Source organism: Rhodococcus sp. IEGM 1330, assembly GCF_033142445.1.
GTDB lineage: Bacteria > Actinomycetota > Actinomycetes > Mycobacteriales > Mycobacteriaceae > Rhodococcoides.
Genome location: NZ_JAWLSB010000001.1, coordinates 101,594 through 113,657, shown reverse-complemented (window position 1 = coordinate 113,657; position 12,064 = coordinate 101,594). Strand labels below are relative to the sequence as shown.

The 12,064-nt window shown below is 65.0% G+C and carries 12 protein-coding genes; 9 read left to right on the top strand and 3 right to left on the bottom strand.

The window, feature by feature from the left end:
- The first annotated feature begins 70 nt into the window (after nt 1-70).
- From R4P57_RS00505 to R4P57_RS00480, 6 genes are all read left to right on the top strand, one after another.
- Nucleotides 71-508, top strand: a complete 438-nt coding sequence (locus R4P57_RS00505) for an SRPBCC family protein (RefSeq protein WP_317800950.1) — start codon at nt 71-73, stop codon at nt 506-508.
- A gap of 154 nt (nt 509-662) precedes the next feature.
- A complete protein-coding gene (locus R4P57_RS00500; protein WP_317800949.1) occupies nt 663-2,255 on the top strand; it encodes an NAD(P)/FAD-dependent oxidoreductase in 1,593 nt (530 codons plus the stop codon).
- A gap of 156 nt (nt 2,256-2,411) precedes the next feature.
- Complete coding sequence (locus tag R4P57_RS00495; RefSeq protein ID WP_317800948.1) at nt 2,412-2,768, top strand: STAS domain-containing protein; 357 nt, start codon at nt 2,412-2,414, stop codon at nt 2,766-2,768.
- Between the two features lie 31 nt (nt 2,769-2,799).
- Nucleotides 2,800-3,189, top strand: coding sequence for an anti-sigma factor antagonist (locus R4P57_RS00490; protein ID WP_317800947.1), 390 nt, complete (start codon nt 2,800-2,802; stop codon nt 3,187-3,189).
- Between the two features lie 28 nt (nt 3,190-3,217).
- Nucleotides 3,218-3,667 carry an ATP-binding protein gene (locus R4P57_RS00485; RefSeq protein WP_317800946.1) on the top strand — a complete coding sequence of 150 codons (450 nt, stop codon included), beginning with the start codon at nt 3,218-3,220 and terminating at the stop codon, nt 3,665-3,667.
- Nucleotides 3,668-3,682: 15 nt separating this feature from the next.
- The gene (locus tag R4P57_RS00480; protein WP_317800945.1) at nt 3,683-4,942 is read left to right on the top strand and encodes a PP2C family protein-serine/threonine phosphatase; all 1,260 of its coding nucleotides are present in this window, start codon (nt 3,683-3,685) and stop codon (nt 4,940-4,942) included.
- Between the two features lie 27 nt (nt 4,943-4,969).
- Here R4P57_RS00480 and R4P57_RS00475 read toward each other — a convergent pair whose 3' ends face one another.
- The gene (locus R4P57_RS00475; protein WP_317800944.1) at nt 4,970-6,211 is read right to left on the bottom strand and encodes a TetR family transcriptional regulator; all 1,242 of its coding nucleotides are present in this window, start codon (nt 6,209-6,211) and stop codon (nt 4,970-4,972) included.
- Nucleotides 6,212-6,436: 225 nt separating this feature from the next.
- Here R4P57_RS00475 and R4P57_RS00470 point away from each other — a divergent pair, with 225 nt between their 5' ends.
- The 3 genes from R4P57_RS00470 (at nt 6,437) to R4P57_RS00460 (ending at nt 9,368) form a co-directional block, all read left to right on the top strand.
- Nucleotides 6,437-6,817: a LuxR C-terminal-related transcriptional regulator gene (locus R4P57_RS00470; RefSeq protein WP_317800943.1), complete on the top strand. Its 381-nt coding sequence runs from the start codon at nt 6,437-6,439 to the stop codon at nt 6,815-6,817.
- A 77-nt stretch (nt 6,818-6,894) separates the two neighbouring features.
- A complete protein-coding gene (locus tag R4P57_RS00465; protein WP_317800942.1) occupies nt 6,895-8,610 on the top strand; it encodes a hypothetical protein in 1,716 nt (571 codons plus the stop codon).
- Nucleotides 8,607-9,368, top strand: a complete 762-nt coding sequence (locus tag R4P57_RS00460; protein ID WP_317800941.1) for an alpha/beta hydrolase — start codon at nt 8,607-8,609, stop codon at nt 9,366-9,368. Before R4P57_RS00465 ends, R4P57_RS00460 begins: the two co-directional genes overlap by 4 nt.
- Before the next feature lie 17 nt (nt 9,369-9,385).
- Here R4P57_RS00460 and R4P57_RS00455 read toward each other — a convergent pair whose 3' ends face one another.
- The gene (locus R4P57_RS00455; protein WP_317800940.1) at nt 9,386-10,306 is read right to left on the bottom strand and encodes an MBL fold metallo-hydrolase; all 921 of its coding nucleotides are present in this window, start codon (nt 10,304-10,306) and stop codon (nt 9,386-9,388) included.
- Between the two features lie 2 nt (nt 10,307-10,308).
- Nucleotides 10,309-11,973: an FAD-binding dehydrogenase gene (locus tag R4P57_RS00450; RefSeq protein WP_317800939.1), complete on the bottom strand. Its 1,665-nt coding sequence runs from the start codon at nt 11,971-11,973 to the stop codon at nt 10,309-10,311.
- Nucleotides 11,974-12,064 lie beyond the last annotated feature (91 nt).

Below are 12,064 nucleotides of genomic sequence, written 5' to 3'. Positions count from 1 at the left end.
CTCTGGAGTGGCGGCGCACGATCGGCAACCGTGCAATCACGCACAACGACGAGAGTTCGGAGGCCCAATCGTGCCCACCAGCAGAGATACGACAGCCAGTTGCGCGGACGTCTGGAACGTTCTCGCGAACGGATGGACGTACGCCACCTGGGTGGTCGGCGCGTCCCGAATTCGCGCAGTCGACGACACCTGGCCTGCCGCCGGTGCCGCGATCCACCATTCGGTGGGTGCCTGGCCCGCAGTCCTGAGCGACATCACGCGCTCGGTGGAAATTCATGTCGGCCGCGAAATCCGGCTCGAGGCGCGAGCGTTGCCGTTCGGCAAGGCGTCGATCACGGTGCGGCTGCACCCGATTGCCACCGGATGCCGCATCGAGATCATCGAGCACGCGATCACCGCGCCCTTCGATCTGGTGCCAGACCGGGTACAGCACCTCCTGGCGCATCCACGCAACGCCGAGGCGCTGAGCCGGCTCGCCCTGTTGGCAGAACGGTCCACGGCTCCGTGAGCAAGTCCCCACTGCGACAGACCGTCTCGGGAAAAATGTGGTCCATGTTCGTTCTCGGCACCGGAATCCGCGCTCTCGGCGTTGGAGTCGCGCCGTACTTCCTCGGTAACCTGCTGACCACCACGACCGCTACCGACCAGAGGAGTGCAGTCTCATGACCATCACCGAGGTCGACGCGATCGTGATCGGCAGTGGCCACAACGGCTTGGTCGCGGCGGCAGCGATGGCGGACGCCGGCTGGGACGTCGTGGTCCTCGAAGCCGCCGAACATCCCGGCGGCGCAGTGCGCAGCGCCGAGCTCGTTCCCGGTTTCACCAGCGACCTCTTCAGCGCCTTCTACCCGCTGGCGCTCGCCTCGCCTGCCATGAAGGCACTCGAATTGGAAAGCCACGGGCTCCAGTGGTCGCACTCCCCCGCGGTGTACGGCCATGCGCGGTCACCGCAGGACACCGACGCTCCGGTCGTTCACCACGACGTCGAGACCACCGCTGCGCGGCTGTCGGAACACGACGCGCGAGATGGCCGAACCTGGCTGCGGCTCTTCGAGCAGTGGGAGCGCATTCGCGAGCCCTTCATGAATTCGCTGTTCGGACCGTTTCCGCCCGTCGTCCCCGCCGCTCGACTCGTCCACGCCCTGGGGGTGCCCGAGGCACTGCGCTTCGCGCGATTCGCCGCCCTCCCGGCCCGGGTGATGGCTCACGAGCTCTTTCACAGCGAGGCTGCTCGCTGCCTCCTGCTGGGCAACGCCATGCACGGTGACGTCCCGACCGATGCCCCGGTGAGCGGCATGATGGGCTGGCTGCTCACGATGCTGGCCCAGGACGTCGGGTTTCCTACCCCCGTGGGCGGATCGTCTGCGCTGACGACCGCGTTGATTCGCCGTGGTGCCGCGTCGGGTGCGGCGCTCGAGTGCGGTCAGGCGGTCGAGCACATCGAGGTGCGCGGCGGCCGCGCTCGCGCTGTGCACACCGCGGCCGGAGACACGTTTCGGGCGCGCGGGGCGATCGTGGCCGACGTATCCGCACCGGCTCTGTACGGTTCACTGCTTCCGTTCGACGCCGTTCCGCGTCGCGTCCACGACGACCTGCGCACCTTCGAGTGGGACACCCCGGTGGTGAAGGTGAATTATGCACTCGATCGTCGAATCCCCTGGAACTCACCTTCTTTGGCCGATGCAGGCACGGTTCATCTGGGGGCGGACGACAACGGTCTCGTGCATTGGGCAGCCGACCTCACCACCGGGGTACTCCCACAGAGCCCGTTCATGCTGTTCGGCCAGATGACCACGGCCGATCGGAGCAGATCGCCGGAGGGCACCGAAAGCGGCTGGGCCTACACGCATCTGCCGCGAGGCGTCGTCGACGATGCGGCAGCCGACACCGTGGCGGATCGGGTGGACGAGGTTCTCGACGCCCACGCACCGGGGTTTCTCGATTCGGTCGTCGGGCGGGTCGTGCAGCGACCGAGTGATCTACACGGATCCGATCCCAACCTGTTCGGCGGCGCGGTCAACGGCGGAACGGCGCAACTGCAGCAGCAGTTGATCTTTCGTCCGACGCCGGGGTTGGGGCGGTCGGAAACGCCGGTGGAGGGCCTGTTCCTGGGTTCGGCATCGGCTCATCCGGGTGGCGGAGTGCACGGGGCAGCCGGACTCAATGCTGCCCGGGCGGCGCTCGGCCAGCGAGGTGTACGTGGCTGGATGAAGAAGAAGATCACCGGTTCACTCATCGACGTGTTGACCCGGTAGCGCCGTTATCGAAACGAGACATTTCGTTACTCGTTCGAGATCTGCGGCGAAGTCTTCTGCAATGGCGCACTGGCATTGTTGAAAGCACAACAACTCAGCATCGGAACCGAGCGGGCAGACCGACCGGGACGAGCGCTTCGGGGAAGAGGTAACGACATGTTGACCAGCACCGCCACCATGGAACGCTCCATCCGCGACGACGAGGGCGTGTTCCGAGTCGAGACCGTCGTGCGACCGGACGGCCACAACACGTTGCGCGCGTCGGGCGAACTCGACATGTCCACCAGGGCCGAGTTCGTGTACAGCCTCGACCGTCTGGCCGCCACGTCCGATCGGGTCTCGGTCGATCTGTCGGAGGTGTCGTTCATGTACTCCGGCGTCGCCAACGCGATCATCGACGCCACCTACGTACATCCGGGCAAGATCGCCGTACTCGCACCTGCACGATCGGTCCGCATGGTCCTGGAAGTACTGGGCGCAGGCGACCTGTTGGTCGACACGTTTCGGTCGTGAATCCGACTCGATAACAGGTAACGTCGGGCGTATGCCAGACGAGCCGACCGGAGCACCCTTCGAGATCGTGGCGGCGGCCCACGACGCGACGACGGTGCTCACCGTTCGAGGTGAACTCGATCTAGACACCATCTCGGAACTGTCGGCCATCGCGTTCCCCGCTGCCGAGACCGCGCGAGGTGGACTCGTCGTGGACCTGACCGACGTCAGCTTCCTGTCGTCGAGTGCGATCACGGTGCTGGTGCGAGTGTGCGATCGACTACCCGACGCCTCGCGCATGGCGTTGGTGGCGGTCGACGGAGTCGTGGTTCGGCCTGTGCAGCTCAGCGGAATCGATCGGGTGATGGCGACGTTCACCACCGTCCCCGACGCGGTGGACCACGTTCGGTCGGCAGCTCTCGACGCGGAGGTCGACAGATGACCGGCCGGTACCGACTCGGACTCCGATCATGACCGAGAGCGGACCCGCACCCTTTCCCCAGCGCTGGAGCCACACCGCTGCGGCCGAGCCCGCCGTGGCGACCGTCATTCGGCGCCGGTTGCACCACTGGACTCTCGAACTCGGCGTCAGCAACGATCTGGTCGACGACATCGTCCTCGGGGTCTACGAGGCGCTGGCAAACGTGGTCGAGCACGCCTATCACTCGGTGCCCGAGCCCGGAACGATGACGATCACCGCCGCCTACGAACACCGAACGCTGACAGTCACGATCTCCGACACCGGAACGTGGCGTCCACCGACGCCGACAACCAATCGCAGCCACGGTCTGCAACTCGCAGCCGCGGTGGCCGACGACCTCCTCGTCGACCATCGACCCGGTTTCGGCACCGTGGTGACTGCTGTGTGGACCGATCCGGTCACAGCCGGCCGGTCGAGATCCGCCACCCGCTCGTCATGACCGAAGGGAGTCCCAATGTCTGCCACGGCTGCTGATCTACTCGACACTGCACCGTGCGGGGTGTTCTCGGTCGACGTCGCCACTTCCCGAATCCTGTACGCCAACGCGGCCGCCGCTCGGATCACCGCGCGCAGCCGTGAGGCGCTCGTCGGGACGACCGTCACCGACCTGTTCACGATCGAGTTCGAGCCGATGCTGACGGCCCTGATGGATGTTGCGTCGACGTCGAGATCGACCTCACCGATCGGAGCGACCGCGAAGTTGACCGTCGCACCCGATCGAGGTGCCACGATAGCCGTATCGATACTGGCCAACAGTCTGCGTACGCCCGCGGGGGCCATGACGGTGACGATGACGCTGCACAACGAGACCGAACGCCATGTGCGCGAGAAGGATCTGGTCGACGCGCGCGACAATGCGGAGGCCGCCCAAGACAACGCAGAAGCCGCTCTGGACAGGTCACAGGACGCATTGGGTGCCTCGGAGGAAGCGCGCAAGCTTGCCGAGGCGGAGAGAACGCAGGTGCAGATCCTGGCGTCGACGCTGCAACGAACTCTGCTGCCGCCCATACTGTCCGCTCCGACGGGCATGAACGTGGCAGCCCACTATCACCCCGCATCCATCGACGAGGTCGGCGGCGATTTCTACGACGTGTTTCCCCTCGACAAGCAGACGTGGGGATTCTTCCTCGGCGACGTGAGCGGTAAGGGTGCCGGAGCCGCCGCCGTGACCTCACTGACCCGGTACACCCTGCGCGCCGCGGCAGTGTTCGACCGCAACCCGATCGCGGTACTCGAAAACCTCAATACTGTTCTGCACCACGAGTTTCACGGCGACGACCCACGTTTCTGCACAGTGGTTTTCGGCACCATCACTCCGGGACCTGACGGCGCAGTGGTGGACCTTGCCAGCGGCGGACATCCCCCGGCACTGCGCATCACTCACGACGCCGTCGTGGACTTCGTCGACACCACCGGTGGCCAGTTGGTCGGAGCATTGGCCGAGCCGCACTTCGCGTCGGCATCGGTGACTCTACGACCCGGCGACGTCATGGCCTTCTACACCGACGGATTGACCGAAGCGATCGTCGGACCCGGGCGGACGCGCTTCGACGACGACGGTGGCCTCGAATCCTTCGCTGCCAGAAAGGGTCCGACGACTGCACCGAAGATCGTCGACGACCTCACGTCGCTCTTGGCCTCCTTCGGGGACGGCCTGCAGGACGACGTCGCACTGCTCGCCTTCGAGGTACCCCGAGCCGACGCCGACTCGTAGCTGTCGAGGCCGGTTCCGCGGGTCAGCTCAACGAGCGCGTATTCCTGACAGGAACACCCGCAGGACGTAGTCGGAGACTTCTTCCGGGCCTTCCTCGGACCTGGAGACGGATCTGATCACCACGTTGTTGGCAAGTATCGTCGCCAGTTCGCTCGCCGACGCCTCGGTACCGAAGTCGCCTCGACGCTGTCCACGTTCGAGGATCGAGATGAGCGCCGAGGGCAGCGGGAGTTGCTCCCGAATGGTGGTGACAGTGCTCGGCTCGTGAAACTGCTCGAAGCTCAGGGCCAGTAGCATCCCCGAGCTCATCGAGCGGTTGCGCGCCACGAACTCCGCAAGCCGATGGACCGAACGCTCCAGTGCAGCAATGGGTTCCACCTCCAGTCGCGCGTCCGCGCGACCCAGCCGAAGGACGCGCTCGAACTCGGGCGTCAGTGCGGCAACGATGATGTCGACCTTGCTCGGGAACAGGCGCTTGAGATCGGCAACGGTGAGCGAGGCGGCAGTTGCGATGTCGGCGAGGGTGACCGAAAAATATCCGTGTGCTCCGAACAACGTCTCGGTCGCCGCGATGACGTCGGATTCGATGTCGGCCCTCGAATGATCGCGGCCCTCGAGAGAAGCAGGCGCGTCCGCCGATCCCGCGGTGCGTCCGCGACGATCCGAGTGAACCGGGTCCACTGCCCAGTCCAGCAGCGATTCGACCGCCGCGGACGCTCGAGACGTGGGCACCGTTCCCGGGGTGAGGGTTTCACGGAAAGCGAGCCCGTCGAGCAGAGCGACGAGGACTGCGGACAGTCCGGTCACCGTCAGCGGCGTTCTCACCGAACCCCCGAGCGCACGGAGCTTGTGTCGGACGGCATCCTCGACGGCGGCGTCCATGGCATCGAATTCGGGTGCCAACGACGATCGCGCTCCGGCGTGGTCGGTGGCGATCATCGCGCCGATCATTCTCCTGCGCAGCAGACCGGAGGTCAGTTGCTCGAAGTAGGACGCGAGATCCGACGAGGGATGCTCCGCGTCGTCGCGCTTCGTGTACTGCAGGGTCACGTGCGCGAGCAGGTCCTCGACGAACGCTTCCTTGCCACCACGCTCCCCGGCACGGGAGGACCCGGGGTATGCGTTGTGAAAAGTCTGATGCGACAGCCCGGCTTCTTCCACGACCGAGGCAATCGACAAAGATCTGGCCAGCACCGACATATCGAGATCGGTCAGCAATCGTGAGCCCGCCCGGAGCAGTTGTTCGCGGGGTGTGGATTTCGGGCTCAACGACGACCGCCTACGGTATTCGATCCGGTGGACAGTGAACTGTAGCAATGGCCCCGTGAACCCCTGACTTTATACGTTGATAAAGCTGGTTCGATAGAAATATCCAATGCCGTCTTCGGCCTCGAACCCGTTGGTGTTGTTTCATATTTTCCGGCGTGGTCGGATGTTCGAAATACGCAAGTCGGACAGCGGGGGTCGGATGCAATGCGAGTGACGAGTACAGGTGTGTCGACCACGACGATTCAGGCCGCGTCCGGTACCGCGATCCACCCGGCAAAGCGATTCGCGCCGCGCCGCAGTGCATCGACCGTGCGGGCCAGGACCGCCGCGAATTCCGGCACCGACACGCCCAAGTCACAGCAAGAAGCGTCGAAGTGTGCCGATCCCGGACTCACCACGCGTGAAATCGCAGTCCTGGGTGCGTGGTTGCGCTGCGACTCCAAACAAGAAGTGTGTGCGGTTCTGCACATCGCGCTCGGCACGGTGAACACCCACCTGACTCGAATTCGCGCGAAGTACGCCACTGTCGGTCGAGCGGCACCCACCAAAGCGTCGCTCGTGGCCCGGGCACTGCAGGACGGCTTGGTCACCCTCGACGATCTCTGACCGATTGCGGTTCGCCGCGGCGCGGTCCGGTGCTAGATTGCCAGACGCACGACGTATTCATGCCGATGGTGGGGGCCATGACAATTCTGGGGGAATTCGCGCGGCGCTCGTTCGTGCGTGGTGCCGTGTGCACGTCGCTGGTGGTGTCTGTTTCGGCCGTGATACCAGCTGCAGTGTCTGCGGAGCCTGTACCGGGCCGCACCGAACGCGAGATCTCGTCGTCCTCACCCGTCACCGGGGTCGTCGCGACGGTGGTCGTTCTCGACGCACCGCTTCCCGCGGATTCTGCGCCGCACCCGGCGGAGTGCGATCGGCTCTCCTATCTGCGATACCGAGCAGCGGACGGTCCCGAGAATTCAGCGGACGCCGACCGAGTGCTCGTGGCACAGCCTGGGGTGTTCGAGGGCGCGGGTGCCTTCGAGTCCGTAGCACGTAACACTGTCGCCGCGGCGGATGCCGAGGGCAGACACATCGAGTTCTGGGCCTTGGACCGTCGCTCGAACTGCCTGGAGGATCACACCGGAACCCAGGCGGCACTCGCCGGAAACGACCTCGACATCGCCACGGACTACTACTTCGCCGGGGGATCCGCCGACGGCCGTACTTTCGCCGGATATGCCGAAGGCGCAGGCACCGCGTGGTTGAGGAACCAGGGCCTGGTGCAGACCATGCGCGACCAGTACGACGTGCTGCGTCTCGAATTCCCCGACCGGAAAATCCGTCAGCAGAAGGTACTGTGCGGTGGCCATTCCCTCGGTGGATTCCTGACCGGGTACTTCGCGAACTGGGATTTCGACGGCAACCCTGCAACCACCGACGACGCCGGATACAACCAATGCTCCGGGTACTTCGCGCTCGACACCGTGATCAAGGCCGGTCCGCCGAACCCCGTCCGCAACCTCGACATTCCAGAAGTTCCGCCGGCGCTCGCCGGTCCCATCGAGGCCGCGTCGGGTGCGTTGACCGACGTGTACCCGGTGACGCGATTGCCCGCCGTCATCAATCCGGAAACGACGAATCTGCTTGCGATAGCGGGACTTGCCGCTCGATTGGACCCGACGGGAGTCAACGACGTCGTCGACCGACTACCGCGCAGCCTCAACTTCGATGCCACACTGAGGACCTTGCTGTCCAAGGACCCCTTCATGGCCACCACCGGACTGCCCGACATCAGGACGCTGTACGCCACCAACGAAGCCGTCGTCGGTGCGTTGCTCGACGACAATTCGCAGCCACTCGGATTTCTGCAGACCAGCGTCGGCTTCATCGGCAACGGACCCGTTCAGGACAAATACTTCCCGATGCCGAACGACGTGATCGCGACCGTTCCGTTCCTGGGTCAGGTGTTCGGCAGCGACCGCAAGGCAGCACCGACGAGCTACGGGGACCCATCCGTGGTCTACACCTGGCAGGACTACGACGAGATGACCCCGAACTCGTACACCGATCCGTCGAAGGAAATCAGCTCCATTTCTCAGATCGCCCGGAGTCTGAGCGAGCCGCCACTGGACTTCACCGAGTGGCATTTCCCGACGGCCATCAACACCGATCTCGGCCAACCGACCGCACCGTCGATCGCCGCTCACTACCTCTACCGGGACGGCGTCACCCGCAACCCGGTGCTGACGCTGCAGGGCGACGGCGGCCTCGACCTGGGGTCATCGGACAACCCCAACGACGTGCCCGTCAAGCTGCGCGGATACAACCACCTCGACGTGTTGACGGCGGCCCAGAAGCAGAACGATGGCCTCCCGGAACAGGTTTCGACTCGACTGGCAGAGTTCAGCCGATGACCGACAAACCTGTGCTGATGTTGCTGCACGGCGTCACGATGTCTGCAGCAGCATGGGAGACCGTCGTACCGCTTCTCGCAGACCGTTTCGACCTCATCGTCCCCACTGCTGCCGGCCATCGTGGAGGTCCGCCACTGGCCGAAGCGACGTTCACCGCCGTCACCGATACCGCGGAACGCGAACTCGACGAGCGCGGCCTCGACGCAGTGCACATCGCCGGAAACTCGATGGGCGGATGGATGGCTGTCGAACTTGCTCGACGGGGTCGGGCAAGGTCGGTCTGCGCATTCTCACCGGCCGGGTTGTGGGAGAAGAACGAGAAGCCCGGTGCCGGCCGGGCCACGCTGATCCGGACCAAGAAGTTGGCCGACGCGACCCGCCATCTCGCTCCGCCGCTGATGAAGTTCGGCGTCGGTCGGCGAATTGCCATGCGCGACATCGCGGTCCACGGAGAACGAATGACGAGGCAGCAAGCCGTCCGATCGTTCCAGGACCTCGTCGGGTGCGAGGCGGCGTACGAACTGCTCGACACACGCGAATGCATGGAACCGCTCCTCGAAGTTCCGTGTCCGATGACCGTCGCGTGGGCTGCGCACGATCGCATCTTCCCGCCGGCCGAGTTCGTTCCCGTCGCTCGGCGACGACTGCCCGGAGCCCGGTTCGTCGCACTACCCGGCGTCGGTCACGTTCCGATGATCGACGACCCCGAATTGTGTGCGCGAACGATCGTCGAGTCGATCGAGGACCGCACCGGCTGATCCGTGACTCGGCCTCGTCAGGACCATGGGTCGCCGCGTCGCCACAGGGTCGGCAGTTCGAGGTCGATCCCGTCTCGTCGCGCGCAGGCGTTCAGCACACCGACGGAGGCAGACATGTCGTCGAAGGCGTACGCGAGCGCCTGCAGGGGTTCGTCCAGGGACCGAAAGAAGTTGTCCCAGTGCGTCAGTACCACGCGTCGGGCACCGACCGCCACGACCGTCTCCTGCCAGTACTGCTCGATGAACGCGCGCGGTCGGCGGCCGAGTTGCCCAATCGAGAGGTAGACCACGTCGGCATGGCGACCGTCGAGCATGCCGGACCGAAACCCGGCGCTGCTCTGCACGAGTGCGGTCCGGCCGCTCGGAACGTGTTCGATGTGCATCGACCAAGCCTCCCCGCACCGGTACTCACGCACCCGAGCCGGCTGGGTCAGTGGCCGGTCGATCGTTCCGTGCGCTCGATCCGGATACGAGTGAACCGATTCGACGAACGTGACGGCAAAGTTGCCCTGCGCCGTTGTCTCACCGTTCTCGACCACGACGATCCGGCCGTCCGGGAGCTCCGAACCCTGCCCGATGAAACCGGTCGAGGAACCGCCGACCAGAACGGCACCGGTGCGCAGCGCTACCGCCGCCGAGTCCAGTGCGTGATCGTAGTGCGAATGGGCACACAGCACAGCGTCGAGCGTGGTGATCCCGGCTCTGCGCAGGGCCGAATCGATGCGCCGCATGTCCGACCGCAGCGGTAGTGCAAGGGTTTTCGGAAGCGACGGTCGCGAGAAGAAGCCGTCGGTGAGGATCGCCGATTCGCCGTCGTCGAAGAGCACGGTGCTCACACCGAGAAACGACACCGTCACCGGCGACCGGGGACCCGCCGACGCAGTGGTGGCGATCTCCGTCGGACCCGGCAGCGCGGGACGACCGATTCTCCGGGCCACTGTCACGCCTGCGCAGCAAGCGCGCGTCCGGTCTGCCGGCCACCGAAGATGCACCCACCCAGGAACGTTCCCTCCAATGAGCGATACCCGTGTACACCGCCGCCGCCGAAACCGGCGATTTCACCTGCCGCCCACAGGCCGTCGATCGCGTGCCCGTCGCCGTCGAGGACACGGCCCTGCAGGTCGGTTTGAATGCCGCCCAACGTCTTCCGCGTGATGATGTTCAAACGCACGGCAATCAGCGGACCCGACTTGGGATCGAGGATCTTGTGCAGTGAGGCGGTACGCGCGATGCGCTCTCCGCGCGAACGACGCGAGTTGTGAATTGCGGAGATCTGCAGGTCTTTGGTGAACGGGTTGTCGACCTCACGGTCGCGGGACTCGATCTGCCGCTTCAGATCGACGAGGTCGATCAGATTTTCGCCGGAGATCCTGTTCATGCCCTGGACGAGTTCGGCGAGGGTATCGGCGACGACGAAATCCTCTCCGTTCTTCTTGAACGCCTCGACCGGTTCGCTGGCACCGGGCAACACTCGGCCGAGGACGAGCTTGAGGTTTTTCCCGGTGATGTCCGGATTCTGCTCCGATCCCGAGAGCGCGAACTCCTTCTCGATTATCTTCTGCGTCAGAACGAACCAGGAGTAGTCGAATCCACTGTCCTGGATGGCTTTCAACGTTCCGAGAGTATCGAATCCGGGGAAGTTGGGAACTGGGAACCGTCGACCACGCGCGTCGAACCACATGGACGACGGGCCGGGAATGATTCTGATTCCGTGGTTCTTCCAGATCGGATTCCAGTTCTTGATGCCCTCGGTGTAGTGCCACATGCGGTCCTTGTTGACCAGGCGGCCACCGACTTTCTCGGTGATACCGAGCATGCGGCCGTCGACGTGTTCGGGGACTCCCGAGATCAGGGACTTCGGAGCCGTTCCCAACCGTGCCGGCCAGTTCTCGCGCACTATGTCGTGGTTGGCTCCGATGCCGCCCGCTGTGACGAGCACGGCTCCGGCACGCAACTCGAACTCGCTCACCTCGACCCGGGTACTGCCCGAACCTCGCTCCGCGGCACTGGGTTCGAGAACTGCGCCTCGGACTCCCTCGACTGTGCCGGCACTGACGATGAACTCGTCGACGCGGTGACGAAAACCGAAGCGCACCAACCCTTTGTCGGCGGCCTCACGCACGCGTCGCTCGAACGGTGCGACGACTCCAGGCCCGGTACCCCAGGTCAGGTGGAACCGCGGAACCGAATTCCCGTGTCCCTCGGCGAGGTAGCCACCACGTTCGGCCCACCCGACGATGGGTACCCACCGCACGCCCTGCGCGTGCAGCCAGGACCGCTTCTCCCCCGCCGCGAAATCGAGGTACGCGCGCGCCCACTGGTGCCCCCAGTAGTCCTCCCCGGCGGGATCGTCGATGCCGCGGTCGAAGGTCGCGGTGCCGAGCCAGTCCTGCCACGCAAGCTCCGCAGAATCCTTGATGCCCATGCGTCGCTGTTCCGGGGTGTCGACCATGAACAGACCGCCAAGGGACCAGAACGCTTGACCGCCCAGGTTCTGCTCGGGCTCCTGGTCGAGGAGCAGCACCCGCTTTCCGGCGTCGGCCAGTTCGGCGGTCGCCACCAGTCCGGCCAAGCCTGCACCCACCACGATCACGTCTGCGTCCATTGCCCCACTCTTCTGCTCGGCCCGACTGTCACCCTCGACTGTGCTGTCGTCAGCACCGGAACTCAAGGAAATCTGCTCCAATGACGATACG

Coding starts and splice junctions, on each gene's coding strand:
- R4P57_RS00465 (WP_317800942.1), top strand. CDS start 6,895: ATGACAATTCTGGGGGAATTCGCGCGGCGCTCGTTCGTGCGTGGTGCC.
- R4P57_RS00490 (WP_317800947.1), top strand. CDS start 2,800: ATGCCAGACGAGCCGACCGGAGCACCCTTCGAGATCGTGGCGGCGGCC.
- R4P57_RS00500 (WP_317800949.1), top strand. CDS start 663: ATGACCATCACCGAGGTCGACGCGATCGTGATCGGCAGTGGCCACAAC.
- R4P57_RS00480 (WP_317800945.1), top strand. CDS start 3,683: ATGTCTGCCACGGCTGCTGATCTACTCGACACTGCACCGTGCGGGGTG.
- R4P57_RS00495 (WP_317800948.1), top strand. CDS start 2,412: ATGTTGACCAGCACCGCCACCATGGAACGCTCCATCCGCGACGACGAG.
- R4P57_RS00460 (WP_317800941.1), top strand. CDS start 8,607: ATGACCGACAAACCTGTGCTGATGTTGCTGCACGGCGTCACGATGTCT.
- R4P57_RS00450 (WP_317800939.1), bottom strand. CDS start 11,973: ATGGACGCAGACGTGATCGTGGTGGGTGCAGGCTTGGCCGGACTGGTG.
- R4P57_RS00485 (WP_317800946.1), top strand. CDS start 3,218: ATGACCGAGAGCGGACCCGCACCCTTTCCCCAGCGCTGGAGCCACACC.